21 protein-coding genes and 1 tRNA gene are annotated in these 26761 nt (G+C 64.8%); 14 read left to right on the top strand and 8 right to left on the bottom strand.

Annotated features, from left to right (window positions below; all coding sequences use genetic code 11):
* Nucleotides 1–206: 206 nt before the first annotated feature.
* Nucleotides 207–662 carry an S-ribosylhomocysteine lyase gene (locus tag ACRQEC_RS03605; RefSeq protein WP_201769801.1) on the top strand — a complete coding sequence of 152 codons (456 nt, stop codon included), beginning with the start codon at nucleotides 207–209 and terminating at the stop codon, nucleotides 660–662.
* Entirely contained in the window at nucleotides 659–2092 is a 1434-nt protein-coding gene (gene mtnN, locus ACRQEC_RS03600) for a 5'-methylthioadenosine/S-adenosylhomocysteine nucleosidase (RefSeq protein WP_284889842.1), read from the top strand. Before ACRQEC_RS03605 ends, mtnN begins: the two co-directional genes overlap by 4 nt.
* 16 nt (nucleotides 2093–2108) lie before the next feature.
* Here mtnN and ACRQEC_RS03595 read toward each other — a convergent pair whose 3' ends face one another.
* From ACRQEC_RS03595 to ACRQEC_RS03585, 3 genes are all read right to left on the bottom strand, one after another.
* Nucleotides 2109–4376, bottom strand: coding sequence for a S9 family peptidase (locus ACRQEC_RS03595; protein WP_284889843.1), 2268 nt, complete (start codon nucleotides 4374–4376; stop codon nucleotides 2109–2111).
* 861 nt (nucleotides 4377–5237) lie between these two features.
* Complete coding sequence (locus tag ACRQEC_RS03590; RefSeq protein ID WP_284889844.1) at nucleotides 5238–6173, bottom strand: Abi family protein; 936 nt, start codon at nucleotides 6171–6173, stop codon at nucleotides 5238–5240.
* Nucleotides 6174–6409: 236 nt separating this feature from the next.
* Nucleotides 6410–7243 (bottom strand): ribonuclease H family protein, encoded by an 834-nt coding sequence (locus ACRQEC_RS03585; protein ID WP_284889845.1) that lies wholly within the window; start codon nucleotides 7241–7243, stop codon nucleotides 6410–6412.
* Nucleotides 7244–7423: 180 nt separating this feature from the next.
* Here ACRQEC_RS03585 and ACRQEC_RS03580 point away from each other — a divergent pair, with 180 nt between their 5' ends.
* The 3 genes from ACRQEC_RS03580 to ACRQEC_RS03570 are packed head-to-tail and all read left to right on the top strand — an operon-like array spanning nucleotide 7424 to nucleotide 9667.
* A complete protein-coding gene (locus ACRQEC_RS03580; protein WP_026429261.1) occupies nucleotides 7424–8305 on the top strand; it encodes a macro domain-containing protein in 882 nt (293 codons plus the stop codon).
* Nucleotides 8305–9399, top strand: coding sequence for a DsbA family protein (locus tag ACRQEC_RS03575; RefSeq protein ID WP_284889846.1), 1095 nt, complete (start codon nucleotides 8305–8307; stop codon nucleotides 9397–9399). Before ACRQEC_RS03580 ends, ACRQEC_RS03575 begins: the two co-directional genes overlap by 1 nt.
* A gap of 28 nt (nucleotides 9400–9427) precedes the next feature.
* Nucleotides 9428–9667 (top strand): hypothetical protein, encoded by a 240-nt coding sequence (locus ACRQEC_RS03570; RefSeq protein ID WP_284889847.1) that lies wholly within the window; start codon nucleotides 9428–9430, stop codon nucleotides 9665–9667.
* Between the two features lie 78 nt (nucleotides 9668–9745).
* Here the strand turns inward: ACRQEC_RS03570 and ACRQEC_RS03565 are convergent, their stop codons facing one another.
* Entirely contained in the window at nucleotides 9746–11497 is a 1752-nt protein-coding gene (locus ACRQEC_RS03565) for an ABC transporter ATP-binding protein (protein WP_284889848.1), read from the bottom strand.
* Nucleotides 11494–13602: an ABC transporter transmembrane domain-containing protein gene (locus tag ACRQEC_RS03560; protein WP_284889849.1), complete on the bottom strand. Its 2109-nt coding sequence runs from the start codon at nucleotides 13600–13602 to the stop codon at nucleotides 11494–11496. The genes ACRQEC_RS03565 and ACRQEC_RS03560 overlap by 4 nt, the downstream gene beginning before the upstream one ends.
* Nucleotides 13603–13932: 330 nt before the next feature.
* On the opposite strand from ACRQEC_RS03560, the gene ACRQEC_RS03555 reads away from it, so the two are divergent.
* A complete protein-coding gene (locus ACRQEC_RS03555) occupies nucleotides 13933–14130 on the top strand; it encodes a hypothetical protein (RefSeq protein WP_284889850.1) in 198 nt (65 codons plus the stop codon).
* 391 nt (nucleotides 14131–14521) lie between these two features.
* On the opposite strand, the gene ACRQEC_RS03550 is transcribed toward ACRQEC_RS03555, so the two are convergent.
* A tRNA-Leu gene (locus ACRQEC_RS03550) sits at nucleotides 14522–14608 on the bottom strand.
* A 387-nt stretch (nucleotides 14609–14995) separates the two neighbouring features.
* Here ACRQEC_RS03550 and ACRQEC_RS03545 point away from each other — a divergent pair.
* The 6 genes from ACRQEC_RS03545 to pknB are packed head-to-tail and all read left to right on the top strand — an operon-like array spanning nucleotide 14996 to nucleotide 22994.
* On the top strand, nucleotides 14996–15694 hold the full coding sequence (locus ACRQEC_RS03545) for an FHA domain-containing protein (protein WP_087070127.1): 699 nt from the start codon (nucleotides 14996–14998) through the stop codon (nucleotides 15692–15694).
* Entirely contained in the window at nucleotides 15691–16188 is a 498-nt protein-coding gene (locus ACRQEC_RS03540) for an FHA domain-containing protein FhaB/FipA (RefSeq protein WP_284889851.1), read from the top strand. Before ACRQEC_RS03545 ends, ACRQEC_RS03540 begins: the two co-directional genes overlap by 4 nt.
* Nucleotides 16185–17786 (top strand): PP2C family protein-serine/threonine phosphatase, encoded by a 1602-nt coding sequence (locus ACRQEC_RS03535; RefSeq protein WP_284889852.1) that lies wholly within the window; start codon nucleotides 16185–16187, stop codon nucleotides 17784–17786. The genes ACRQEC_RS03540 and ACRQEC_RS03535 overlap by 4 nt, the downstream gene beginning before the upstream one ends.
* Entirely contained in the window at nucleotides 17783–19327 is a 1545-nt protein-coding gene (locus ACRQEC_RS03530) for an FtsW/RodA/SpoVE family cell cycle protein (RefSeq protein WP_284889853.1), read from the top strand. Before ACRQEC_RS03535 ends, ACRQEC_RS03530 begins: the two co-directional genes overlap by 4 nt.
* The gene (locus tag ACRQEC_RS03525) at nucleotides 19324–20781 is read left to right on the top strand and encodes a penicillin-binding transpeptidase domain-containing protein (protein WP_284889854.1); all 1458 of its coding nucleotides are present in this window, start codon (nucleotides 19324–19326) and stop codon (nucleotides 20779–20781) included. Before ACRQEC_RS03530 ends, ACRQEC_RS03525 begins: the two co-directional genes overlap by 4 nt.
* 29 nt (nucleotides 20782–20810) lie before the next feature.
* The gene (gene pknB, locus ACRQEC_RS03520; RefSeq protein ID WP_284889855.1) at nucleotides 20811–22994 is read left to right on the top strand and encodes a Stk1 family PASTA domain-containing Ser/Thr kinase; all 2184 of its coding nucleotides are present in this window, start codon (nucleotides 20811–20813) and stop codon (nucleotides 22992–22994) included.
* 787 nt (nucleotides 22995–23781) lie between these two features.
* On the opposite strand, the gene ACRQEC_RS03515 is transcribed toward pknB, so the two are convergent.
* Together ACRQEC_RS03515 and ACRQEC_RS03510 are read right to left on the bottom strand one after the other, a co-directional pair.
* On the bottom strand, nucleotides 23782–23940 hold the full coding sequence (locus ACRQEC_RS03515) for a hypothetical protein (protein ID WP_169719563.1): 159 nt from the start codon (nucleotides 23938–23940) through the stop codon (nucleotides 23782–23784).
* Between the two features lie 56 nt (nucleotides 23941–23996).
* On the bottom strand, nucleotides 23997–24929 hold the full coding sequence (locus ACRQEC_RS03510) for a class E sortase (protein ID WP_284889856.1): 933 nt from the start codon (nucleotides 24927–24929) through the stop codon (nucleotides 23997–23999).
* Nucleotides 24930–25185: 256 nt separating this feature from the next.
* Here ACRQEC_RS03510 and ACRQEC_RS03505 point away from each other — a divergent pair, with 256 nt between their 5' ends.
* Entirely contained in the window at nucleotides 25186–25563 is a 378-nt protein-coding gene (locus ACRQEC_RS03505) for a cell division protein CrgA (protein WP_026428941.1), read from the top strand.
* A gap of 3 nt (nucleotides 25564–25566) precedes the next feature.
* On the top strand, nucleotides 25567–26706 hold the full coding sequence (locus tag ACRQEC_RS03500; protein WP_026428940.1) for a 6-phosphofructokinase: 1140 nt from the start codon (nucleotides 25567–25569) through the stop codon (nucleotides 26704–26706).
* Nucleotides 26707–26761: the final 55 nt, after the last annotated feature.

Raw genomic sequence — 26761 nt, 5'->3', positions numbered from 1 at the left:
TGCACCAAGGCTGGAATTTTCCTGGGAATCTGAGACCGCTTCACCGCACTTGTTAAAGCTAGATACAATAGCCGTTGTTTGTAACACGCCGGGCGGACCCGGCCAGGCCAGCAGAGCCCAGCCGAACCGCGCGGGCCCAGCACAACCGGGCCCGCACCCCGGCCCACACATGTCGCGTTCCAAAGAAGGGAAGAGCCGTGCCGCATATGAACGTCGAGTCCTTCAACCTCGACCACCGGAAAGTTTCCGCACCTTACGTGCGGGTTGCCGATATCAAACACCTGCCGCACGGGGACGTCCTCACCAAATACGACATCCGCTTCTGCCAGCCCAATAAAGAACACCTGACCATGCCGGTCATCCACTCCATCGAGCATTCGTTCGCCGAATACTCCCGCAATCACAGCGATGCCGTGGTCGATTTCTCCCCGATGGGCTGCCAAACCGGCTTCTACCTGCTGCTGGCCGCCGAACCGAACGTGCCCGCCACCTGCGACCTGGTGGAACAAACCTTCCGCGATATCCTGGCCGCCACCGAAGTCCCGGCCGCGAACGAAGTCCAATGCGGCTGGGGCGCCAACCACAACCTCAAAGCCGCCCAGGAAGCGGTAGCCGCCATGCTCGCCGGGCGCGACACCTGGGAACAGGTGATGGCCAAGTGACCCCTACCCACACCCGCACCCGCTCCCTCGCCCCCGGCAAGACCCGGGCACGCGCCCTCATTATCGCAGCTCAAGACGAAGAAATCGTGCCGGTCCTCGCCGCCCTGCGCGCCGAACCTTTCTACGCCACCACCCCGGCCACCGCCGAATCCCTCCAGCCCATCTTCCCCACCGAACTGCGCGGGGCATCCGGCGTGAACGTGCCCACCGCCCTCGGCCCGATTCTCTGCATGCGCACCGGCGTGGGCCTGGTCGCCACCGCCTGCGCGCTCGGCTGGGCACTCTTCCGCTACCGCCCCGAAGTCATCATCTCGGCCGGGTCCGCCGGCGGCCTAGCTGCTGATATCCGGGTGGGCGACGTCGTCGCCGGAACCCGCTACCGCTACGGCCGCGCGGACGCAACCGTCTTCGGATACGCACCCGGGCAGGTCCCCGGCGCCCCCGAATTCTTCGAAGGCGACGCGACCCTGCTCGCCGCGGTCCCCGAGAACATCCGGCGCGGCGAAGTCCTCTCCTCCGACGCCTTCGTCACGGCCGCGAACGTGGAAGACACCCGCACCCGCTTCCCCGACGCGCTCCTCACCGATATGGAATCGACCGCCGCCGCGCACACCGCCGCGCTCGCGGGAATCCCCTTCCTCACGATCCGTTCCGCCTCCGATTTGTGCGGCCCGCAGGCCGGGATCGATTACCACATCGGCATCGACGAAGCCGCCGACCTCTCCGCCCGCGCGGTCACGGCCACGCTCGCGCGCCTCGCGGAAATCACGCCGTGGCTCGGCACCACCGCGGGTGGCTCGCGCGCCCGCCGCCTCACGCCGCGTTTTTCGCACCTCGCGCTCGAAGCCGCAATTCTCTACATTTTCGGCCGTGTCCACACCCCTGAGGGCGACGACGCCGCGGCACCCGCCGCCTCACTTGACCCGGAGATGGTTGCGGATGTGCGCACAGCGCTCGAAGATTCTGAGCTTAACGTGGACGAGGTGCTCGCCTGCATTGCCCGGGCGCAGGGCGCGATTGCGGCCGACCCACACCTCACCCTCACGGCGAAGCAGTACGACGCCGAACGCCTGGCCGTCACGGAACTCGCGGGAGCGGAATCCGGGCGCGGGAAACTGACCTGGCCGCCCACCTCGCAAACCGTCATTAAGCGTTTCTCCGGGTATTGGAACGAGGCACTCCAGGCGGTCGGGCTGGCGGTCAGCAACGGGCGCAAGCGCGGGGCCTTGAAATTTGACCGGGAGGACTACGTGGATGCACTGCGCAGCCACGCGATCGCGGCGCGGCGGAACGGCAAAACCGTCAGCTACAACGGGTACGTGGAATGGCTGGCCGATTCGGGCAACCAGGGCACCTACCCCTCTGGGGCCGCCATCCGCCAACGCTTCGGTTCGTGGTCCGCGGCGCTGGCGGAAGCCGGGATTAGCTAGCCGGCGCGCGGCGCGCTTAGTACACCTCGGTGGCGCCCACCTGGTCTAGCATCCACGCCACTTCTTCGGCGCGCTCGCGCCAGGCGTCGTAGCGCCCGGTTTTCCCGGCGTGCCCGGCTACCATCTCGATGCGCTCCAGGATGGGGCGCTCCGGGTTGGGCTTCGTTTTCTCGCGCAGCACCTGGACCCACTTGGTGGGCTCCACGTACAGCACCCGAATATCGTTGAGGGACGTGGTGGCCAGCACCGCCGGGTATTCCACCCCTTCGCGCACATTCTCCACCGGGCTGTACTCCTTCATATAGGCGTACACCTCGGGGGAAGCCACCGGGTTGCCCCATTCTTCCCATTCGCCCACCGTGAGCGGGAGTTCCGGTTTGAGGATCGTGGTCAGCGCATCCACGAAAGGCACCGCGGCATGCACGGCCCGGAACAGCTCGGGGGCCTGGTTAATCGCCGCGCCGATGAGCAGGCCGCCGGCGCTCCCACCTTCGGCCACGAGCCGGTCAGGCGCCACCCAGCCGGAGTCAATAAGCCACCGTGCCGAATCCACGAAATCGTTAAATGTGTTTTTCTTGCGGAGGAGTTTTCCGTCGTCGTACCACCGGCGCCCCAGTTCACCGCCGCCGCGAATATGCGACCACCCGATAACGACGCCGCGGTCCAGCAAACTCAGGCGGTAAATCGAGAAATAGGGCTCGTTGGACACTTCGTAACTGCCGTAACCGTAGAGGTAGCCGGGGTTGGTGCCGTCCGGGTGGATATCGGCGCGGCGCACCACCGTGAGCGGGATTTCCACGCCATCGCGGGCGGTCACCCACACCGCGTCCTGGGTGTAGAGCGAGGGGTCATAGCCCGGGATGTCGAGGGTGCGCAGGACCTCAATATCGCCGGTGATCGGGTCGAATGCCTTTTGGGTGGGCGGCTCCAGGATGGACTGCTCGGTGAACACCACCCGGGAGGTGAACCAATTGCCCTCCGGGTAGGTTTCCACGAAGCTGCCCTCGCCGGTCGGGATAGCCACCGGGGCGGACCAGCCGTGATTGGCGGCCGGCGTAGCCGGTGCAGCGTTCGCAGCATCGGGAGCGGGCGCGCCCAGCGCGGCCGGCATGTCCGCTGCCGGTTGGGCGGGCGCCACGGTGGCGGCGTCGTCGGTCCCGGAAACGGTCCCAGAATCGGAGGTGACCGCTACGGGCGGCGTCGAACCGATAGCGCTGGCGGCAGAAAGCGGACGTTCCCGGCGCATGACCCGCAGCTGCGTTTGGCCTTCGGAGCGCATCGAGATGACGGCGTGGCCGGCGTAGGCCTCCACATAATCGACGCGCTCGCCCTCTTCGGGCACGAAAATCGGATCCCATTCTTCCGGGGTGGAGGTGCGCAGCGGCGCGGAAGCGACCTCGAAATCGGGGCGGTTGGCGTTGTGGACGATGAGGACCTGGTCGCCGGCCGGTTCGGCGGTGTATTCCAGGCCCTCGCGGCGGTCGAGGATCTTGACGCGCTGCTCGATATTCTCCGTGGAAATAAAACGCACATCCGAGGAGGTCACCGAGGCGGAGCGGATAATAATCCACTTGCCGTTGCGGGATTGTTCGTGATCGACGGAAAAACGTTCGTCGTTTTCCTGGAAGAGGATCGTGTCGTTGAAATCGCCGATGCGGTGGAGGTTGACCTGCCACTGGCGCCACGAATCGTCCACGCGCGAATAGGCAACCGCGCTGGAATCGGCCATCCAGGCTAGGCCGTAGCCGATATCGCGCACCGAATCGTCCACGATCTGGCCGGTTTCGATATCGAAAATGCGCAGGGTGAAATGCTCATCGCCGGTGAAATCCACGCTCATCGCGCCGAGCTTGCCGTCCGGGGAGGGCATGAAGCCGCCGCAGAGGAAGAATTCTTCCCCGAGGGCTAGCTCGTTGCCGTCCCAGACCGGGAATTCCGGGAAAGACGTGTTGAGGTCCGGGCGGGCGGCGCCGCGCGCGGGGGTGCGGAACATCGCCGGGTACTGCCGATCCTGGAAAGTGCGCCGGTAATACCACCAGTCCCCCACGCGATAGGGCAGGGCGCGGTCGGCTTCCTTGGTGCGCGCCTTGAATTCGGCCACGAGGTTATCGCGCAGATCGCTCAGCCCCGCGGTTTGCTCCCGGAAATAGGCGTTTTCAGCGTCGAGGAGCGCGCGGACATCCGGATCGGATTTATCGCGCAGCCACTCGTAGTTATCGACGTACGTGTCGCCGTGGAAAGTACGTTCGGTAGGGATCTTCTTCGCAATCGGGCCGGTAGTCATGGAGGGATTCTACTGGAGATGCGGGGGTTGGTGCGCGGGGGCGTGTGGGCGGTTGGTGGGTGCGGGCGGGCGCTGTTGCGCGGCACCTTGCGCGCGGGTCTGTGGTGGTACGACGGCGCAGCTCAGGCCGACGGCGCAGCCGACGGCCAGCGCGGACCCCGCCACGTTAGCGAGCGTAAGGGAGCGAGCATCTCACGAACCTCAGCAGTCACACCAGCACCTGGGGAGGGAGCATGTGTTGTCCGAGCTGTACTTCGCATGTACGACATTTGCAGTACAGCCCGGAAAAACAACCGGCCCCGCCGGCTAGGACACCTGGGCACCGAGGGGACGGGCCACAGGATGCAAATTGGGGACTATCGGAGTCGCGTAGTGCAAATCCAGAACAGAAATCCGGCCAAAATAGTGCGTGGATTTGCATCCTGTTGAGGGCTATCCGTTGAACTGTCATTCACGCGGGCTTTGAACGTTACCAGCCGTGGAGCCAAAGCTCCTGTGCTTCCATGTTCGGTGAAGAAAACGAGGACCGGCCCTGGACTACTCCGAGGAGCAGCGGAACCGGTCTTGGTGATGCACAGCCTAGCAAATTTGAGTTGGAGAAACCAGATTCCTGGATTAGAAAGGAGAACCTAGCGGCGCTTACGTCCGCTAGACCCTCCTTGGACATGATGGGAGACCTTGTTCCCACCTTCTGCGCATCCAATCTTACCCAAGACTCCAGCCAATGTCTCCTAGATTTTGCTAGTGGAGCCTTCCCAACAACCGCGTCAATTCCGACATTTCCACTAAGAACTCGAGGGACTTTAGCTAGGAGTCGTCAGCGCTCCACCTATTCATCGATACGACCATCTGGGAATGACATCAACGCCGCCATAACGCGAGTTCCTGCCAGTTCTCCGGTGCCCCCATATGACTGATAGGTATGGCGAAGACATCGGGATACGTTGCTAAAACAGCTGGTAAAAGGTCCCTATCTCCAATATTGAGCACTCCTAGCAAGTACTGAATCAAGGTGAGCTTACCGAAGCAGCGATTGGTCGTTGCCCGAATGACATCCAGTTCAGGGTGCTCTCCCGCCTTTGGAAAACGCGGTTTAAGAGTGAAAACGCGATTGAAAATACGCGCATGGTGGGCTGAATAATTGCGTACGATATTCAACGTTTTGACCCACGACCCAAATTGAGCCGCCTGCAGACCTGCCCGCGCAGCGATGATCTCACGTACGGAAATTGGCGAGAGGTGGTAAAGGTTAGCCAGCAACCCCCATCCCATGATCTCCACCCCTGCCCAGATAGGCAGCTCGTCACCGTATTTGCGCCGGTGATGTTCGACAAAATCTTCACGCGAGCCCGATAGTTCTTTGTCATATCTGGCACGCCACGCCAAATACTGCCCGGACGGCGCGGTACGTGAATTTTTCTGGTGGGCTAAAGGCCCTAACAGTTCAGGATTCAAATGAATAAGTGGGTCGATGCGGCCCAGTTCGTGACCGAGCATTGATCGCAATGCAAGCTCAATGGTGGTGAGACAAGAGAAAACGGCAGATCGTAAACGCTCGTCAAAGTTGTAGACCTCCACGACATCATGGAAGCTCGTGCCAGGAACGAAATCATCTAGGCGTTGATTCTTTTTATCGGACGGTTGCCTGAATGAATACCAATAGCCCGATAGCCGATAATAATTCACCCGTTCCAAAACAAAACGCGCATATGCAGGATCGTCAATACGCATACCACGCGAACACAATAGGGCTATCTGGTCGCCATGCGTTTTGAATACTTTCGTTGCCTGAGTCATGTTCGCTCCTGTGCTTCCATGCTCGGTGAAGAAAATGAGGACCGGCCCTGGACTGCTCCGGGGAGCAGCGGAACCGGTCTTGATAGCTTTACTCTACCAGATCATTAAGAAAACGCAAGCTCCCCTGGATTCTAGTCAGGATCAACTCACGCCAGGGCGGCTTTGAGCAGGTCGAGGGCGGTTGAATGGCTTTCTCCGCTGTCAGTTTTCCGGGTTCCGAACGGAACTACGCGCGTTTAGCCGCGGCGGGAGAATTCGCGGGAGCGGGCGACGGCGAGGGAATCGACCAGCTCGTTGGCGGCATCGCCGGCGTGGCCCTTGACCCACTCCACTTCGGTGCGGCCGGTGCGGGCCTCGTAAAGATTAAGGAGGCGTTCGACGAGATCGCGGTTCTTCACCGGTTTGCCGTCCGCCTTCTTCCAGCCCTTCGCGCGCCAGCCGCGCGCCCATTTCGTCATCACATTAATGACGTATTGTGAATCAGCGCGAATAAGCAGCGGCGCCTGGGTGCCGTGCTGGGCCGCCACATATTCCAAACCCTCGATGAGCGCCGTCAGCTCCATAATGTTATTCGTGGTGCGGGCCGCACCCCCGCTATTCCGCGCCCCGCTGAGCTGCTCCACCCAGGCCCAGCCGCCCGGCCCCGGATTTCCCGAGCACGCCCCATCGGTGGCAAGCACCGCGGCAAAACCCGGGCGCGGGCTGCCGACCGGGCTACCGCCCCCGGCCGGCTGGGCCGGAGCGGGGCTGGCTGCGGCGTCGTCGTACCCCTCAAGCTCATCTTCATCCACGCCCGCGAGCGGTAACACACCCTGCACCTCGTTATCCACAGGCTCCGCGGTGCCGGCACCGTTTGCGTCAGTATCCACAACCACGCGCAGCAAGCGTTCGGAATCCGCGTGCCACAGCGCCCCGCTTTCGCGCCCCACATCAGCTAAACCGTGGCGGGAAGCGAGCGGCGAGGGCGCGGCGCCGTCGGCCAAACCTAAAAGTTCGAGGGCGGCGAGGGTAGTGAAGGTATCCGTGCCGCAACGTTCGGCCAATTCAGCGGTTGTTAACCAGGTTGTCATAGGTTTAGGTTAGCGTGCCGGGCGGCGCGGCCACGCATTCCCGGGGATACCGCGAAGTTATCCACAGGGGCGGGCGTGGGCGCGCGCGGGCACGGGCCCTGTGCATACGCGCACGAAAACCGTTTCTGCCCGGTACCCTTGTACTAGGGAACCCTGTTCGGACCCAGAATAAGGAGAATAATGCTCAACCTAGCTGAATATCGCGACGCCCTGAAGCTCGACGACGAGTGGCCCGCGCCCGCCGCCTCGAAGCGCACCGACCGGGAGCTTTTCGAGGTTGCCTTCGGCGGCCTGGAAGGCAACCTGGCGAAAATGACCGACCGGGAGCTCTTCACCGAACTCAACCACCGCCTCATCCAGCGCGATCCCGAAGCCATCAGCGAAGATGTTTCGCGCGCGATTGACGTGCTGCTGTACCGGCTGTCCGGCTACCTCGGGCGCACCGAGGCGCGCCACCTGGCTCGTATTTCTGACATGATGCCCGAATCCGAATACCCGGCCCGCGATAAGACCGTGATCTGGCGCGGGGACGCGCGGGAACTCGTGGTGGACGCGGTGGTCAACGGGGCGCGCCCCAATCTGCTGGGCTACCGCGATTACAATAAGCCCTCCATTGACCAGGCCATTCACGGCCAGGCCGGCCCGTGGCTGCGCAATGACTGCGCCACGCTGTACTCGATGTCGGATCGCGAACTGGAACCGGGCGAAGCGGCGCTCACCCGCGGGTATCGCCTGCCGGCGCGCTACGTGCTCCACACCCTGCCGCCCACGGTGGAAGGTGAAGTCACGGATGCGGATCGCGCGGCGCTGGCCAGCTGCTACACTCGCTGCCTCGACCTGGCTTCGGAGAAGGGCGATATTACTTCGGTGTCCTTCTGCTCGCTGGCCACCGGCCATTCGCATTTCCCCTTCGCGGAAGCCACGCGGATCGCGCTGGATACCGTGGCGCAGTGGCTGCACCAGAATCCCCGCTCGAATGTGAATCTGGTGGTCTTTGATATCTTCGCTGATGAAGATGCGGAACATTTCGTGCGCACGATTGAGCGCTGGGTGGAGGAATAATGAGCCAGGGAACTCCTGACTCCGTGGATCGCGGCCAATCTGGGTTCCAGGGTCAGTACGGTACGCCCGCAGCGGCGGGTTCGGGTGCGGGCGTGGGCCCGGATCCGAGCGTCGGTGCAGCCGCGGGCGCTGGTACCGGCACCGCCCCGGCGTGGCCGCCTTCCACACCTCCCGCGCCTGCTGGGGAAGCCGAACAGCATCCCAGCAGCCGCGGGTTCTGGGTGATGATCACCGTGCTGGCGATTATTGCCCTGGTGGTTTTCGCGGTGCTGCTTACCCTCGGTTCGTCCAACGGGCGTTTCGGGGGCAGCGCCGCGCCGCATCCCACCACAACCGCCACCGCGCCGGCCACCCCCGGCGCCGGCGCGGGGCAAGACGCTCCGGGCCAGGGCGGACTGAACACCACGCCCGGCCCCGTTGAGACGCGCTACACCCAGCTCGCCACGGACCGCGGTTGGGTGGCCGGGCAGGATTACATTCCCACCCAGCCCGATGAGATTCGCACCCAGCTCCAGGCCCTGCCGCAGCTGGAAACTGCCTCCGGGCAAACCGCCGGGGACCCGAAGGCCCCCGTGCACGTGACGATCTATTCCGATTACGCCTGCAGTTTCTGCAATAAACTCCACGCGGAATCCGTGCCGCAGCTCCTGGAGCTGGCCAAGAAGGGCGATATTTACCTCGCGTACGTGCAGGTCCCGATTTTCAAAGACACTGTGTCCAGTGATCGCGCAGCCGCCGCCGCGCACGCGGCCGGATTGCAAGGCAAGTTCTGGGAGTATTCTTCTCTTCTTTTCGACGGCGCAGCTGCCGCCGGCCACGACCCTGACAAAGCACCGTCGATGTTCTCCGATGAGAACCTCGATGCTTACGCCACCCAGCTGGGCTTGGACGTAGAAGCTTTCCGGGCCGCGCGTGACAGCGCGGAAACCACCAGCTTCATTGCCGCCCAGGAATCCCTGGGGCTGGAAACCCTCGGCCTGCGCGGCACCCCTGCGATTATTATCAACGGCACCGCGAGCACCGGCTACCAGCCACTCACCGCAATCACCAATACGATTGAGCTGGAAAAGGCGCTGGTAGACGCGGCGGGTTAACGGACTGAACAGCTACGCGGCACGCGATATGCTCGCCACCTTCACCACGCTGCCGGTGGTCCTCTCCGCCCCGCTGTTCTACGAGCTCAGCTCCGCGCCCGCGTACCTCCAAGTCATCGCGCGCTGCAACCCGCTCACGTATCACGTGCAGTGGATGCGCGCACCGGCGGCTGCGGATATCGTGTACGCGCTTCTTTGGGTTGGAACGACGACGGCGCTAGCCCGCTACGCTCTCAGCCGTGCAGATAGGCTCAGCTCCGAGCGGTAACTCCCCGGCCCGGCAGCGCGAAACACAAACTAACGCCGAGCACCTCACGAAACGCACTCACGCCCCATCCTTTCATCCTCACACCTCCGGCACATCAACCGCCTGCCACATCTCCCACAGCCGGGCGTATTCCCCGCGGCGTTCGACCAGCTCATCGTGGCTGCCCAGCTCGGCAACCCGCCCGTCGATCATCACGGCCACCCGGTCCGCAGCGTGCGCGCTATACAGGCGGTGCGCGATGGAAATAACGGTGCGCCCTTCCAGCACCCGGGCCAGGGCACGCTCCGCCGAACGCGCCGCGTTAGGATCCAGCATCGCGGTGGCCTCGTCCAAAATTAGGATCTGCGGATCCAGCACAATAATGCGGGCCAGCGCCAACTGCTGGGCCTGCGCGGGTGAAAGCTCGCGCGCCCCGCCCGCCAGGCGCTCTTCCAAAGGCAGATCCAGTTCTACCGCCGCGAGCGCGGCCCGCATCTCCTCCTCGCGGGCATCAGCGCGGGCCATGCGCAGATTATCGGCCACCGTGCCCACGAACACATGGTGCTCCTGCGTCACCAGCGACACCGTGGCGTGCAGGTGATCCTCCCGAATCCGGGAAGCATCCGCCCCGCCGATCCGCACCGCGCCCGATTCGGGCCGGTTGATTCCGGCAATCAGCCGGGCCAGCGTGGATTTCCCGGCCCCGGAAGGCCCCACAATCGCCAGGTGCTCACCGCTGCGCACCTCCAGATCAACGCCCTTGAGGGCGTAGGCGCGTGGCTCGCTAGGCCCGGCGTCGTCGTTCATGGTGCGGCCGTAACGGAAACGCACGCCGCGCAATTCAACGTCTGTACCACGCGGCACGTCGGGGCGCGACTCCGGCGGCACCGTATCCACCCCGAAAATGCGGGCGAAGGACACCAGGGAATACTGGAGTTCGGTGATGAACCAGCCGAGCTCTTCTAGCGGGCCGGCCAGTTGGATCGCGAGCATCGTGACCGTGATGACCTGGCCGAGGGTCGCGGCGCCGCGCGGGATGAGCAGCGCGCCCACCAGCGGCGTGACCAGGACCGGCAGCCACACGGACAGCGCCACGCCGGCGCGGAACAGCCACACGATCCCCGCGCCGTACGTTTCCACGCGCACGTGTTCCTCGATGAAGGTGCCGAGGCGCCCGAGGCGCACCCGCCCCAGGTTGAGGGCGTCGACGGTGGTTTTTTGGGTGACGGTTTCGGAAACCGAGCCGGCGAAAGCCGCGCGCACCGCGCTCCCCGACTGGAAAACCGGGACGATACGGCGCAGGAACCAGCGCACCACCGCGGTGACCAGCGCCGTGAGGAACAGCGTCCAGCCGAGGGCCGGGGCCGCCAAGAGCGCCGCGCCCAGGGAGACGCACACGGTGGTCACCAGCACCACGAGGCTGGAAATTCCGCGTTGGATGAAGAATTGCACACGGGTGATATCGTCCGTGGTGCGGCCGAGGAGGTCGCCGGAGCCGGCGCTTTCCACCAGGTCAAGGGGCAGGTGGGTGATGCCGTGCACCACGCCGTCGCGCAGCTGGGCGAAAACCCGGTTGCCGAAGTACTCCGCGCGCAGATCCGCGAGGAACGTGAACAGCGTGTGAACCGCGACCGCCCCGAGCATGAGGGCGATGAGCGTGGCCGCGCGGGCGGCGGCTTCCGGGTGGCCGGCGATGTCGATGGCGCGGCCGATCACGATGGGCGAAATCACGGCCGCGATGGCTGCCACCAATTGCAGCCCGACGACCAGGCTGAATTCGCCCAGGCGCCCGCGAACAATGCGCGCCAGGGCACGCACGGAAAAACGGCGGGATGCGATGGGAAGGATCATGCCGGCTCCTCTCCGGGTTGCGGTTCTTCTCCGGTTTCCCGCACCACGATGCGGCGATAGTCCGGGTGCTCGAGTAGGTGCGCGTGCGTGCCGCGCGCGATTTCTTTGCCGTCGCGAATAAGAACGACGACGTCAGCCGCCCCCAGCACCAGCGGGGATGCCGAGACAACCACGGTGGTGCGCCCCTGCCGGGCCTGGGCCAAGGCCGCGGCGATACGAGCCTCGGTGTGAGAATCCACCGCGGAAGTGGGGTCCACGAGGATGGCGATCTCCGGGTCGGAAGCCAGCAGCCGAGCCAGCACCAGGCGCTGGCGTTGGCCACCCGAAACATTGCGGCCGCGCTCGGTCACGGTGCCGTCCAGGCCACCCAGCGAATCCACGGCGTCGCGGGCCTGGGCGGCGGCCAGCGCTCGGTTGAGCTGGCCATCCGCGCTGGTATCCGCCGGGGCGTGCTGCTGGCCGGCCTGCCCGCTCGAATAATCCTCGAATAGCTGGGGCAGGGTGCGAGCCGGAACAGCCGGGGCATTCTCGCCCTGGAGGTTCTCACGCAGCGTGCCGGCGAAAAGATCGGCGACCGGCCCCGAGTAGCGGATGTGGGCGCGGAGTTCGTCTAGAGGGATATCCGCGGCGCGGGCTTCGCGCGGTGCTTGCGCTTTGTCGGCGGCGGGGGTTTCGCCCGGCATCGGCGCAGCATCCCCGGTGGGAGCGGCACCCGGCGTGGGCGCCCCGCCCGGCCCGCCGTTAGGTGGCGGGGCAGGCCAGCGCAGGCGGATGTCGGCGTCGTCGTTCATACGCGCGAGCCGCGCCGCAATCGCGGTGCCCTCCTCCACGTTCGCGCCCACCACGGCCGTGAAGCGCCCGGCTTCGATGTGCAGGTCCGCCGCGGCGTCGTACAGCGAAACCGCGCGCCAGTCCGGCGGAATCACGGTGCCGGTATCGGGCAGCAGCGGTTCGGCCGCGAGCGCGCGCGTGATTTTTTTGGCACTCACCCAGGCCGCGACCGCGCTGGTCGCGAAGCTGGAGAACATGATGATGGGCATGGAGAGGATGGCGCAATAGCCGGCGAACGCGAAGAGTTCGCCGGCGGTGAGGTGCCCGCTAAGCAACATGCTCACGCCCACCGTCACGATGACCGCCTGGAAAATAAGCGGGCCGCCGTTGGTCACGGTGGACATGAGGGCACGCGACGGGGCGGCGTCGAAACCGGCTTTTTTGACCGCTTCCGATTGTTCGCGGTAGCGCGCATTGTAGTAATCTTCTCCGCCGACGCCGCGCATTACCCGCAGCCCGACCACGCCGTCCGTGGCCAATGTGGTGAGTTTGCCCTGTTCTTCGCGCAGCGGCTCGCGCCATTTGGCCATGACGCGGGAAATCCAGGAGACAACCGCCATGACCAGCGGCAGGCCGATAATCACCGCGAGGCCAAGCGGCACGCTCATCCGCATCATGAGCACCGCCACCAGCGCGAAGGACAGCAGCGAGGCCAAGGTGGACGGGGTGTTGATGAGCATGGCCCCGATCATGTAGGTATCCGAGTTGAGCACGGAGACGACGTCGCCGGTTTGCATCTCCAGATCGGTGCGGCGCGGGAAAAGCCGGGCGGCGAGGGTGCGCTGCGGATGGATCATCGCCCGCATCCACAGCACGTTCTCGGGGATTTCCGTGCAGAGCGTGAGGGCAAGAATAAGAGTGGCGACGACGAAGGCCCCTGCCGGCGCGAGGAGCTCGGCGGTGATGCCGTGCTCCAGCCCGGAATCTAGCATTTTCCCAACGAAGTGAATTTGGGCCACGCTGGCCACCGAGGTCAGGCAGGCAATCAGCGTGGTCAGCGCGATCAGCCCGGCGTTTTCGCGGATAATGGCGAGGAGGAACGCGAGGGGCCGATTCGGGTAGGCGTGGATATGTTCCTCGGAGAAACGCAGCGAGCGTGGGCGGAAAGCGGCGAAGCGGGAGATATGCGGGGTGGGTTTTGGGTGCGTGGCGCGTTCCAAAGCGGCGGTGCTTGCGGCGTTTTCAGTGCTTTGGGCACGCGGATCGGAAGGTGCGTGAGGCGTCGCGGAGGCGGAACGCGTAGCGGATGTGGACGCGGCCGAGGGCTGGGTCATGGGATTCCTCAAGATGCTGTGGTTCGAATATTCCGTGGAGCTGGATCAGGATCCGGAGCTGAGCTGAAATGGAGCTGATCGGGAGCAGAGCACGCGAAAATTGCGGGGGTACGCGGAGTGAGCGCAAGTGCGCAGATGTACCTACCGGTGAGTGCTGCGTGCGTGACCTGGCGTGACTGCCCCGCTTCAACGCGTGGCGCCACGCCGATCTACAGGAATAGTTGAATGCCCATGTGCGGAATAGTAGCACAGAAATTCCGGGCGCCCATTGACCCGGAGCTGGCCACGTCTAAGAATGATCCCGTACGAATCCGAACACAGGGCGGGGCAATGGGTACAGTCAGCTTCTCTATTTTCGACGCAAGTAAATACCTCGATAGTCAAGAGGCCATTGACGACTATCTGGCGATCGCCCGTGCAGACGAAGATGCGGCAACGATGCAATTAGTCCTCCGCGATATTGCCCGCGCGCGTGCCAGAATCCGGCAGGCCCCGCAAGGTGTGCGTGAGGAACATGAAATCAGGTGAAAACGGTACTCTCACGCACACTTTATTCGCGATTAAGGCTCGTCACCGAGTCTGGGGTAAACATAGTGCAAATTCCGGACGGTCGGGGTCGTGTAGTGCAAACTCAGAGCAGAAATCAGGCCAAAATGGTGCGTAGATTTGCACCCTGTTGTGGGATCGCTATTGATCTTTCAACCCGCGGTGCTGCCGTCCAGAGTTGAAATCAAAGACCCCGGCGAGGCAAGCGCCGGGGTCCCGAGTGGAAAGGATATTCCCATAAAACAAAGGAGATATCCGGCAGTAACTGTACGGCACAACGCTGTAGAGCGCAATGGAAAACTGGGAACTATGCCATTTAAGGCAATATAGCCAAAACCGCTATGGGCAATGCCAGCGGTTCCAATATCAACTGTGGTGCTCAAGGGGGGAGTTGAACCCCCACGCCCTCACGGGCACACGGACCTGAACCGTGCGCGTCTGCCTATTCCGCCACTTGAGCAAGTGCACGTATGAGCTTATCGTCTCATCCCCAATTAGTCCAAGTTTTTGCAGCGCGAATTTACGTGAGACGCGTCGCAGCGCCGGGGCTCAGGTTCGCAGTCCCGACAGCCGCGCAGAGTTACGGCAGCGGGAAGTACGCCGCGGCGAGGACGCACCGGCGCCACAGCGCCGCACTGCCAGCTGGGCGTCGTCGCCCCACCACCCGCTCCGCTCACGGCGCGGAAGGTAGCGGCGCACCGGCGCGGGCGATTACAGTCGCCTATAGAAGCCGCGGAAGATTGAGAACCCGCACAGGCTCACGAAGCTTCAGCGGCCGCCGAAGCTTGACGAGCTACAAAGGCTGAGAAGCTACAGAAGCGAACAGGAATAGGGAAGGGGCAGGGCCATGGGCGCCCTCGGGAAGTTTGAAAAGGGAGTGGAGAACGCCGTCGCCGGGGCGTTCCGCGTTTTCCAGTCCGAGCTGAAGCCGGTGGAAATCCTCACCGACATCAAAAAGGCCATGACGCGCGACGCCGCGGAGCTGTCCCGCGACCGCACCGTCGCCCCGAATGTGTTCACTGTTGCGCTCGCCCCGGCGGATCTGGCCCGGGTGGATTCCTGGGGCCAGGAAGCCCTCCGCGAGGAACTCGCCCGCTCCGCGGTGGAATACGCCACCGAACAGGACTATCTATTCGTCGGCCCGATTGAGATCACATTCGAGGAGGATCCCCAGTTGCGCGAAGGAACAGCACGCACCCGGACAACCACGCAGCGCGGTGCCATCGCCCCGGCCACTCGCAGCGCCGGCACGGAGGAAAACCCGCTCATCCAGGTGGGACGGGACCGCTACCTCCTCACCGGCACCACCGCGATTATCGGCCGCGGCTCCGATTGCGATATCAGCGTGGATGATTCTGGCATCTCCCGCCACCACCTCGAACTCCAGGTCACCCCGAACGGCGTGATCGCCACGGACCTCAACTCCACGAATGGCACCTTCGTGGAGGGCCACCGCATTAGCGCGGCCACCCTGGTGGACGGCAATACCATCACCATCGGCCGCACCCACATTATGTTTTGGACCGGAACGGCGTCCGCCTCATGAATCTGGCAATAACCTTATTGCGCTTCGGTTTTCTAGCGCTGCTGTGGCTGTTCATTTTCGCCGTCGTGCTGACGGTGCGCCGCGATGTGCTGGGAACGGACGTGCGCCGTCGTTCTTCTCTTCTTTCGGCACGACGCCGCAGCATCCACGCGCCCGCCCCCGCGGAAAACGACTCCCCCGCAGCGCCTGCCGCGCCCGTCGAACGGCCCGTCTACCTGGTGGTGACCGGCGGTCCGCTACTGGGAACCGCGGTGCCGCTCAGCTCGCAATCGGTCTATATCGGGCGCGCCCCGGATAATACGCTCGTCTTGGATGACACCTACGCCTCCGGGCATCACGCCCGGATTTTCGCGGCGGAGGGCCGGCGCTGGGTGGAGGATCTGGGCTCAACAAACGGTACCCTGGTAGGGGGGATCCGCATTAACGGCTCGGCCGCGCTGGACCCCGGCGTTGTTATTCAGGTGGGGGAAACCACGATGGAGCTACAAGTTTGAGTATTCAGCTACGCTACGCGGCGTTTTCCGATGTCGGCCTGGTTCGTTCCAATAACCAGGACGGTGGCTACGCCTCGCCTCATTTGCTCGTGGTGGCAGATGGGATGGGCGGGGCGGCCGCCGGGGATATCGCCTCATCGGTGACGGTGGGTCATTTGGTGGCGGTGGATGATGTGCACGCCGCCGATGATTTGCTGCCGCTGCTGCGCCGCGCGGTGGAGGCCGCGCATGACGATATGCTTGCGCTCGTGGCGGAGAACCCGAAAATGGCGGGCATGGGCACCACCTGTATCGCGATGCTGCGCGCCTCGAATAAGCTCGCGATGGTGCATATTGGTGATTCGCGGGCGTATTTGTTGCGCGATGGGAAGCTCGGGCAGGTCACGCATGACCACACCCTGGTCCAGTACCTCGTGGATCATGGCCGGCTCACCCCGGAGGAAGCCGAACACCACCCGCAGCGCAATGTGATTATGCGGGCGCTCGGGGATACTCCCGGCGAGGTGGAGCTGGATGAATCCGTGCGGGAAGCGCGGGTGGGTGACCGCTGGCTGCTGTGCTCGGACGGCCTGTTCGGCGTGGTTGCGCATGACACCATCGAGCACGCGATGTGCGCGATCCCGGACCTGCACCAGCTGGGCGAACACCTCATTGATTTGGCGCTGGCGGCCGGCGCGCCCGATAACGTCACGGTTATTCTTGCGGATGTTATTGACGACGCCGCACTTACCAGCCCGCTGCCCTCCCAGCCAATCGTGGTGGGTTCGGCGGCGCGCGATTACCGGCGGCCGACCCGCGGGGGGAATTCCGCGGCCGCCAAAGCGGCGACGCTGACGCGGAATGCGAATGCCGGGGCTGGCGCGGGGGCTGGGACTGGCGCAGCTGCCTCCTCAGATCAGCCCCGGTCAGCGACTTCAAGCAGTAATAGCAGTAATCCTGACTCCGACGCGGGTGAAGCTGGCTCAGCTGGCTCAGGAACCGGCACCGCTTCCGGCGCTGGCGCAGCTTCGGGTGCGGCTTCGGGTGCGGCTTCGGGTGCCGGCCGCAAGAATAAATCGGCAAAAAGTGGCCCGGCGTGTGGGGCCGCCAGCCGCGGAAACTCGGGCGCGGAGGGTGCGCCCCGCGCGCGCTGGGGGGCTCGGCTGGCTGTTATTCTCACGGTTCTGGCCCTGGCGGTGGCCGGCCTCTTTGGCGCTTACCGCTGGACCCAAAGCCGCTACTACGTGGCCAATAACAATGGCATCGTCACGATTTACCGGGGAATTCCGCAGCGGCTCGGCCCGCTGGAATTCTCCCACGCAGCGGAAGCTACTGATCTTCAGGTCCGCGACCTCACCCCGGTGGCCCAAGATCGGCTAGCCACGCCTATCACGCGTGCTTCGCTGCGCGAAGCGCGCGCCGTCGTCGCCGCCCTTCGTGAACAAAAAGCCCAGAACAACGAAGCTACGCCAGCGCCCGCGAGCCCCGCGCCCAGCGCTCCGGCCGCGCCAGCACCGGGAGTGACTACACCGGCACCCGGGCAGAGCGCGCCTGCGCAAGAACAGCCGGCGCCCGCCGCGAACGCCCCCGCCCCCACGAACCCGGGAGAGAACCGATGAGCACGGTGGTTCCCCCGCGCACGCGCCGCGGCCGCTGGCCCGAGATCACCCTGCTGCTCCTGGCCGGAGCCATCGGGGTGGGCGCCTATTACCTGGTGTGGACCGGGCTGGGTAATGCCGGCGCGGGCAATGCCGGAGCGCCTGCCGCAGGAGCGGATGCTGCCGGCGCAGGTAGTACCGCGCTGCCGCCGAGCTTCGCGCTGGTGGTGGGCGCCGGCGCCGCCCTGGTTTTCGCCTGTCACCTGCTCATTCGCGCGCTGTGCCCCTACGCGGACCCGGTGCTTTTCCCCTGCGCCATCGCGCTCAACGGGCTGGGCCTGGCCATGATTTACCGGGTGGATGCCGCGGCGGATACCAACCACGCCCGCAGCCAGCTCATCCTCACTGCCGGGGCGCTGGTGTTCTTCGCTATTACCATCCTTGCGGTGCGTAATTACCGGGTGCTGCAAAATTACATGTGGACCTCGCTCATCGCCGGGGTGGTGCTCTTGCTGCTGCCGCTCAGCCCGCTGGGCCGCACCCTCAACGGCTCGCGCCTGTGGATCGGGGTGGGCGGGATGTCCTTCCAGCCGGCCGAAGTCGCGAAAATTTGTTTCGCGGTGTTCTTCGCGGCCTACCTCGTGACCGAGCGCGATAACCTGGCGCTGGCCGGCCCGAAAATCCTGGGGATTCGCCTGCCTAAAGCCCGCCATATCCTCCCGGTGCTCATCGCCTGGGCGCTGTGCATGGGCGTCCTCGTTTTTGAACGCGATTTCGGCACCGCGCTGCTCTTCTTCGGGCTGTTCGTGGCGATGCTGTGGGTGGCCACCGAGCAGGTATCCTGGCTGGCCATCGGCGGGCTCCTCACCGTGGGCGGCGTGTGGTTCATTTCCACCACGGTTTCCCACGTGCAGGCGCGTTTCGCCATCTGGCTCAACCCCTTCGACCCCGAACTTTATGATGCCGTCGGCGGCTCCTACCAGGTAGTGCAGGGCCTCTTCGGCATGGCCTCCGGCGGGCTCTTCGGCGCGGGGCTCGGGCGCGGCTACCCGAACCTGGTGTACGCGGCGCATTCCGATTTCATTTACGCCTCCTTCGCCGAGGAACTCGGGCTGGTGGGCGTGGGCGCCATCCTGTGCATCTACCTGCTCCTCATCAGCCGCGGCATGCGGGTCGCCCTGGAATCGCGCGACGGCTTCGGCAAACTCTTCGCCTCCGGGCTGTCCTTCGTGCTCGGGCTGCAATGCTTTATCGTCATCGGCGGGGTGACGCGCATTATCCCGCTGACCGGCCTGGCCCTGCCCTTCCTCGCGCACGGCGGCTCGGCGCTGCTGACGAATTGGATTATTATCGCGCTGCTCATCCGAATGTCGCATACCGCGCGCCGCCCCGAAGAAGCCCGCCCGCTGCCCACCACCGACGAACTCGCGGTCCTGCGTGGGAACGCTGATGGCGGGAGCGATGGTGAGGGCGATAGTAGGGGCGGCGACGACGCGCGCCGCGCCCCGCGCGGCGCGGAGGGCCCGGCTGGTGGCGCTCGCACGGAGGTGGTGCGCCCGTGAATCGCCCTATCCGCCAGCTCGTCGCGGTCCTCGCGGTCATGTTCTTAGGCTTGGCCGGCTCCACCACCGCGATCCAGTTCTTCCAGGCCGCCAGCCTGAATGCCAACGCGTGGAATGTGCGCACGCTCTACCGCGAATACGGCACCCAGCGCGGTCCCATTATCGTGGCCGGGGAATCCATCGTCTCCTCCCAGCCCATCGACGATGCCTACAATTACCTGCGCGTCTACGAGCGCCCGGAGATCTACTCGAACCTCACCGGCTACTATTCCATCGCCCATAACTCGATGACGGGCTTGGAACGCGCCATGAACCCCGTGCTGGGCGGCTCGGATTCCTCCCTGGCCGGTCAACGTATCGAAGAACTCATCACCGGTTCCCAACCCCAGGGCGGGGGCGTTGAGCTCACTATCGACCCCCAGCTCCAGGAGGCCGCAGCCGCCGCGCTGGGTAACCAGCGCGGCGCCGTCGTCGTACTTAATTCCCGCACCGGAGATATTCTGGCGCAGGTCTCCACGCCCGGATTCGACCCGAACGGCGTAGCCACGCACGATACCGCGGCCGCGCGCGAGAACTACCAGACCCTCGAAGCGGACGCCACCACGCCGCTGATCGACCGGGCCACCGGCGGCGACCAGTACGCGCCCGGCTCCTCCTTCAAACTCCTCACCGCCACCGCAATGATCGAAAACCTCGGGCTCACCCCCGATTCGCTGGTGGAGGCCCCGCGCACGTTCGTGCCGCCGGGGACCACGCACGATATGTGGAATCCCGGGCAGGCTGCCTGCGGGGACGGCTCCGGGCAGGTGAAACTCACCGAAGCTTTCGCGCAATCGTGCAATACCCCGTTCGCGATTGGCGGGATCAAGGTGGGCCCGGAAAAAATGGTGGCGCAGGCCGAAAAATTCGGCTTCAATAGCGAACTCGCCACGCCGCTGCCTGTTTCCGCCTCGCGTTTCCCCGCGCCGGAAGATGCCGCCGCGCTCGCCATGGATTCCATCGGGCAGCGCGATATTCGGGTCACGCCGATGCAAATGGCGATGGTCGGGGCGGCGATTGCTAATGACGGCGTGGTCATGAAACCGAATCTGGTGCGCCGCACCCTCACCGCGGATCTTGAGCCCGTGAGCGAAAGCGAACCGGAAGTGCTCTCCCGAGCGATGAGCCAGCAAACCGCCGGCTTTATGCACCAGATGATGGTGGATGAGGTCAAGCACGGTACCGGGTACCTCTTCACGCTCCCCGGGATCGAAACTTCCGGGAAAACCGGGACCGCGGAAATCACGAACGATATTCCCCCGCACGCGTGGTTCGTGGGGAATGCGACCATCGGGGACACGGCCTATACCGTGGCCGTGATCGTGGAAAATTCGGGCAATGCGGTGTGGAATGGCGACGGCGGCTCCGTTGCCGCACCCCTTGCCCGCACAGTACTTGAAGCTAAGGTGAACTAAGCAGATGCTCAGCAGAAAGGTGACGCGACGTGAATGATATCCCCCGCGTACTCGGCAACCGCTACCAGGTGGGCGACATCATCGGTCGAGGCGGTATGGCCGAAGTACATCTCGGCTACGATACCCGGCTCTCACGCACGGTAGCGATTAAGATCCTGCGCACCGACCTGGCGCAGGACGCCACCTTCCTGGCCCGTTTCCGGCGCGAAGCCCAATCCGCGGCCGCGCTCAACCACCCCTCCATCGTGTCCGTATACGACACCGGCGAGGAAACCGTGACCTCCGCGGGCGGCACCGAGCTGGCGCTGCCCTATATCGTGATGGAGTACGTCAAGGGCCGCACCGTGGCCTCCCTGCTGCACGGCGGGGACCCGGTGCCCATCGGCGAGGCCGTGCAGATCGTGGTGGGCGTGCTCTCCGCGCTGGAATACTCCCATCACGAAGGCATCATTCACCGCGATATCAAGCCGGGCAATATCATGCTCACCACCGGCGGCAAGGTGAAGGTCATGGACTTCGGGATCGCGCGCGCCATCGCCGATTCCGCCGCCACCATGACGCAGACCAATTCCGTGGTGGGCACCGCCCAGTACCTCTCCCCCGAGCAGGCGCGCGGCGAAGTGGTGGACGCGCGCTCGGACCTGTACTCCACCGGCTGCGTGCTCTACGAACTCCTCACCGGGCGCCCGCCCTTCGTGGGCGATAGCGCGGTGGCGGTGGCCTACCAGCACGTCTCGGAAACCCCGAAGCCGGCTTCCCAGATCGCTTCCGATATTCCCGACGCCATCGACCGCGTGGTCATGAAATCCCTGGCGAAGAGCCGCGAGGACCGCTACCAGGACGCCGCTGAATTCCGCGCGGATCTGCTGGCCGCGGCGCGCGGGGAAGGTGTGGACGCCCCGGCAATTTCCTCGTGGAACGCGTACGGGGCGGGGGCTGGGGCGATTGCGGGTGCCGGTGCCGGGGCGATTGCGGGTGCTGGTGTGGCGGGCGCCGGTGCCGCGGGTCTTGGTGCCGGTGCGGCGGGCGCGAATGCCGCGACGGCTGCCACGCAAGCTTATTCGGCCGCTAATACACGCCCGGCTTCCACTACTGCTTATCCCACCGCGACTGCCGGAAGCCCCGGCGGTGCCGCGGGCGGTGCGGGTGCCGGCGGACACGGCGGCGCCGGTGCCGGTGCAATTTCTAGTACGACGACGCAGCCGGGCGGCGCGCCCGCCTACCCGGGCGGGTACCCGACGGGCGCCTATCCCGGGGCTTACCCCACGGGCAGCTACCCCACCGGGAGCTATCCGGGCTATGACCCGGCGGCAACCGGCGCGCAACCGCCGGTGAAGAAGAAGTCCAGCGCGCCCTTCATTTGGGGCGGGGTGGCTTTGCTCGTTATCGCGCTGGGGATTCTGGGCTGGTTCTTCCTCTCCGGGCGGGGCGACTCTGCCGAGCCGCAGCCCACCGAGACCGCGGTGGCGCAGGTGACGATCCCCGATATGACGGGGTGGACCGAGGTGCAGGCCAGCCAGCAACTGACCAGCTTGGGCCTGGAATTCGTGCGCGGCACGGATGTGTCCAGCGATACCGTGGACAAGGGGCTGGTCGTGTCCTCCAACCCGGCGATGCGGAGCACCGTGGATGTGGGTAGCCGGGTGACCTTGCACTTCTCCTCCGGGCCCTCGGCCGTGCAGGTTCCCGATGTGGTGGGGATGAGCACGGATCAGGCTTCCCAGGCGCTGCGCGCGGCCGGGCTGACCGTGGGCGGTATGGAGCAGGTCAATGATCCGAGCGAGGACCGCGACCGGGTGGTGTCCACCAGCCCGAATGTGGGCGAAAGCGTGAAGCCGGGCAGCACCGTCAAGCTGCAGGTGGCCAGCGGCAATGTGGCGGTTCCGGATGTGCGCGGAATGAGCGTGGATGAGGCACGGGCGGCGCTGCGCGACGCTCGCCTCACGGTGGTGGGCCAAGGCGAGCAGGAAGTCAGCGACCCGGCCAAGGTTGGCAAGGTTGTGGACGCGAGCATCGCCCCGGGTACCGTGGTGCAGCGCGATACCGAGATGCGCATTACCGTGGGCATCGCCCCGGCGCCCACTCCCACCCCGAGCACTCCGCCGGCCGGCTCAGGTTCCGGCGGCTCCGGCTCGGGCGGATCGGGTGGATCCGGCGGTTCAGGCGGCGGCGCCCATCCCAATCCCGCGCCCACCGGCCAGGGAAACGGGTAAGTACGGGTAGCTAGCGGCCGGTTTCGGGCAGCACGGCCTAGCTCGATGCCAGCTCAGGCACGGCGCGGTTCCGAACGGCCTAGTCCACAAAAAGCAACCACAGCTACATTAACTTTTCTGAATCATGCACTGGCGTTGCTTTTTGTGCGCTCCCTGGCCGGAGCGTTGCATCCTGTAGCACCTCCGTGTCGAGGCGTTGCTTTTTGAGAGCTTCCGCGCCGAGAGGTTGCATTCTGTGAACCCTGACGCTGTGGTGGTGCTATTTGTCGGTGCCAACGCCGAGAGGTTGCATTTTGCGAGCACCTCCCCCCGACCGGTCTATGCTTGTATATCCCCCGGGAAGAAGTAGGCATTGTGCTAGCCAACGAAATGTACGTGGGTGACAGTTTTTCCCTGTTTTATTGTCAGGGATGTACATTCTGCACCCCTAACGGTCCAGAATGCACGGTTTGTGCCTCGCTGGAGCATCGCTGCCCCGTGGCTACCGGACCCAGTATGTGTTTTCCGGGGTGTACTGCGGATGTCGTACATGCGAAGTACAGCTCTGAAAACATATAGCCCCTCCCCAGGGGCTGGTGAGGCACCCGAGGCATATGTGACTTTTGCCGAACAAAGTGGTACTCCAGAACAGAAAACCGGCCGTTGGTAGCTCCAGTACCACTTTGTTTCCAGAGGTGGCCCGACGCCGAGTTGAGCCGCCTTAGCACCGACTTGGAGCCAGGTTCGGGCAGGCCAGCTGCCGCGCAGCTAACTTCCGCGCGGCTAGCTAATAGCTAACGCGCACGGGCTACTGGCTGATGGTGGTGTCCTGCGGGCGGAACACGGCATTCACCCAGGGGAAGACCCACTCAAACAGCGCGAAAACAATCGCGGCGATGATGATGAGGGCCTCGATGACCTTCAGCCACGTCGGGCCGGGCAGGTGCCGCCAAATAAATCCGTACATTACGTGCTCCGTTTCTCTGCTCTTGACGAGGACGATTCTTGATGGGTGCCGGCCGCCTACTTCACCAGCTCCGCCGGGGCGCCCTCGGCGGCGTCGACCCAATGATCGAGGGTGGCGTAGGTGATCCAGCGGTCACTGGACACAAAGGGCGGATGGCAGGTGGTGATGGTGAGGATGCGCTGGGTGGGTGCCTCTTCCGGATGATTCGGCACCGGGGCCAGCACGCCGACCTGCGTGGGCGGCACCACCTCGTGCTCGCCCACCTTGTACACGTAGTAGGCGTTCTTGGTTTGCACGATGATCGGGTCGCCGGGCTGGAGCTCGGGCACATCGCGCATGGCCGCGCCGTAGGTCTGCCGGTGCGCGGTGATCGCGTAATTGCCGACCTCACCCACGTACTGGGTATCCGGGTAATGCCCGAAGCTCCCGGTATCCACCACGGCTTCCAGGTCCACGCCGTATTTGACGGTGTAGCGCCAGTCGGCCCCGAAGCGCGGGATGTAAATAATGCCTTCCAGATCCCCGGTGCGATTCACGTGGTCCGCGGCCGGCGGGGCATCCGTGCGCGGGGTCCCCACCTTGCTGGCCCCCCGCGGATCGCCCCACTGCTTATTGACGTTCTCGATCTGCTGGGCCTGATCGCGGTTCGCGCCCAGGTCAGTCCAGTAGACCTGCCACACAATAAAGAGGCCCACCACGATTCCCGCGGTAATGAGCAGCTCGCCAATCACGCCGATAATCGCGTTGAGGATGCCGCCGCGGCGCCGCGCGGGTGCGGCCGGCCGGGTTGCGGTGAGGGCGGCGGTGGCGGCCTGGGCGGGAAGCTGCGCCGTCGTACCAACACCGGTTGCACCTGCGCCGGGCGTACCTGCACCGGCGGTAGCCGGACGGTAGCGCCCCACAGCTTCGTGCCGCGGAGCGCGAGCAGCGTTTCCTTCCGCCGCACGCCGCCCCGCACGGCGCCCTCGTTCGGGCTGCTGTTCGCGCATAGTATCACCTTCCACTGCCACCGGATTCGTACTAGAAACAGAATAGTGGTTCCGGCTCGAAAAATGCGGTGAGATAACTCCCCTCATTTTTTACGACGACGCCGCCCCGCGCCCGCGCGCCACTCGCGAGCGCCCGCGCACATGGCCACGCGCCGGCTTTTGTGAAAAAATACCAGAGGAATCGGGCGATATGGTGCGCCACCGGGCGCGCTACTTCGTTAGGCTTAGGGGCGGAAGGATCCGCGGAAGGTAGAACATGACAGATCAACAGTACGACGAACCCGAACTTTCGGAAGCCGCCGGCAGCGCTGCCCCGGCTCGGAAGTCGCGCAAGAGCGCTGCGCCCTCGGCGAAGGACGTGCGCCGCCCCGGCACCAAGCGCGATATTGAGGCGCAGGCCAGCCGGGAAAAGGAAGCGGCCAAGCGCTCCCACAAGGTCGCGCAGAAGGATCGCCGCTCGCCGAGCTGGTGGGCGCCGGTGATGTGCACGCTCATGATTATCGGGCTCATCGTGGTGGTGCTGGCCTACGTGACCGGCGGCCGTTTCCCCATCCCGGGGTGGAATAACGGCAATCTTTTCCTCGGCTTCGGGTTCATGATCGTGGGCTTCCTCATGACAATGGGGTGGAAGTAGCCGATGGGTAAAGCAGTGAAGCGGGTCGGTATCCTCACTGCCGGCGGTGACGCCCCCGGGCTCAATGCCGCCATCCGCGGTTTCGGGAAAGCCGCGATGGGGAAATACGGCATGGAGCTGGTGGGATACCGCAACGGTATTACCGGGCTTGTTAATAACCGCTATATGCCGCTGGATTCGGATTCCCTGGCCGGGATTTTGACGCAGGGCGGCACCATGCTGGGGACTTCGCGCGATAAGGTCCATAAGTTCCCGGACGGCAACGGCGGGTACGTGGATATGATCCCGCAGATCGCCCAGAACCTCGAAGATGAGCATATCGACGCGCTCGTGTGCATCGGCGGGGGCGGGACCGCGAAGAACGCGAACCGGCTGGCGCAGGCCGGGCTTCCCGTGATCCACCTGCCCAAAACCATCGATAACGACATTATGCACACGGACACCAGCTTCGGTTTTTCGACGGCGCTGTCCATCGCCACCGATGCTATCGACCGGCTTCATTCCACCGCCCACTCCCATCACCGCATTATCGTGGTGGAGCTCATGGGGCACCGCGCCGGGTGGCTGACGCTGGGCGCCGGGATTGCCGGGGGTGCCGATATTATTCTCATCCCGGAGATTCCGTATTCGATTGAGTCCTGCGCGGCGTCGATTCGGCGGCGGGCGGAAAACGGGCGGCCTTTCTCCGTGGTGGCCGTGGCCGAGGGCGCGCATTCGATTCCGGTGGCCGCGCAGCTGGCTGCCGCGAATGACCTGGTGCGCCACGCCCCCACCCCGGAGGCGAAGGAGGCGGCGAAGAGCCACCGGCGTTCCATTGAGGAAAACGAGCGCGAATCGACGTTCCTGGTGGCGCAGCAACTGGAGGAAGCCACCGGGCTGGAAGCGCGCGTGACGATCCTCGGCTACGTGCAGCGCGGGGGTATTCCCGACGCCGCCGACCGGCTGCTGGGAACCGTGCTGGGAAGTGCGGCTGCAGATGTGGTGGCGCACGGGAAATCCGGCGTGATGATCGCCTCCCAGAACGGGCAGGCCGTGCCGGTGCCGCTGGAGGACGTGGCCGGGAAGGACAAGCTGGTCCCGGTGGATCACCCCTGGGTGGCCGCGGCGCGCGCCGTCGGCACGAGCCTCGGTGAGGCGCTTTAGGAATACTACGTACGAATGAAGGGGCGGCCGCGCCGATTGGCGGGCCGCCCCCTTA

The organism is Actinotignum saccati, from assembly GCF_051265055.1.
Classification (GTDB): domain Bacteria; phylum Actinomycetota; class Actinomycetes; order Actinomycetales; family Actinomycetaceae; genus Actinotignum.
This window is presented reverse-complemented; position numbering and strand designations above follow the sequence as displayed.

Excerpts from the sequence above, each read along its gene's own strand:
- ACRQEC_RS03515 (WP_169719563.1), bottom strand. The coding sequence starts at position 23,940 with ATGTACGGATTTATTTGGCGGCACCTGCCCGGCCCGACGTGGCTGAAG.
- ACRQEC_RS03595 (WP_284889843.1), bottom strand. The coding sequence starts at position 4,376 with ATGACTACCGGCCCGATTGCGAAGAAGATCCCTACCGAACGTACTTTC.
- ACRQEC_RS03545 (WP_087070127.1), top strand. The coding sequence starts at position 14,996 with ATGGGCGCCCTCGGGAAGTTTGAAAAGGGAGTGGAGAACGCCGTCGCC.
- ACRQEC_RS03575 (WP_284889846.1), top strand. The coding sequence starts at position 8,305 with ATGAGCCAGGGAACTCCTGACTCCGTGGATCGCGGCCAATCTGGGTTC.
- ACRQEC_RS03510 (WP_284889856.1), bottom strand. The coding sequence starts at position 24,929 with ATGCGCGAACAGCAGCCCGAACGAGGGCGCCGTGCGGGGCGGCGTGCG.
- ACRQEC_RS03555 (WP_284889850.1), top strand. The coding sequence starts at position 13,933 with ATGGGTACAGTCAGCTTCTCTATTTTCGACGCAAGTAAATACCTCGAT.
- ACRQEC_RS03540 (WP_284889851.1), top strand. The coding sequence starts at position 15,691 with ATGAATCTGGCAATAACCTTATTGCGCTTCGGTTTTCTAGCGCTGCTG.
- ACRQEC_RS03580 (WP_026429261.1), top strand. The coding sequence starts at position 7,424 with ATGCTCAACCTAGCTGAATATCGCGACGCCCTGAAGCTCGACGACGAG.
- ACRQEC_RS03505 (WP_026428941.1), top strand. The coding sequence starts at position 25,186 with ATGACAGATCAACAGTACGACGAACCCGAACTTTCGGAAGCCGCCGGC.
- ACRQEC_RS03565 (WP_284889848.1), bottom strand. The coding sequence starts at position 11,497 with ATGATCCTTCCCATCGCATCCCGCCGTTTTTCCGTGCGTGCCCTGGCG.
- ACRQEC_RS03590 (WP_284889844.1), bottom strand. The coding sequence starts at position 6,173 with ATGACTCAGGCAACGAAAGTATTCAAAACGCATGGCGACCAGATAGCC.
- ACRQEC_RS03605 (WP_201769801.1), top strand. The coding sequence starts at position 207 with ATGAACGTCGAGTCCTTCAACCTCGACCACCGGAAAGTTTCCGCACCT.
- ACRQEC_RS03570 (WP_284889847.1), top strand. The coding sequence starts at position 9,428 with ATGCTCGCCACCTTCACCACGCTGCCGGTGGTCCTCTCCGCCCCGCTG.
- ACRQEC_RS03560 (WP_284889849.1), bottom strand. The coding sequence starts at position 13,602 with ATGACCCAGCCCTCGGCCGCGTCCACATCCGCTACGCGTTCCGCCTCC.
- ACRQEC_RS03500 (WP_026428940.1), top strand. The coding sequence starts at position 25,567 with ATGGGTAAAGCAGTGAAGCGGGTCGGTATCCTCACTGCCGGCGGTGAC.
- ACRQEC_RS03585 (WP_284889845.1), bottom strand. The coding sequence starts at position 7,243 with ATGACAACCTGGTTAACAACCGCTGAATTGGCCGAACGTTGCGGCACG.
- ACRQEC_RS03530 (WP_284889853.1), top strand. The coding sequence starts at position 17,783 with ATGAGCACGGTGGTTCCCCCGCGCACGCGCCGCGGCCGCTGGCCCGAG.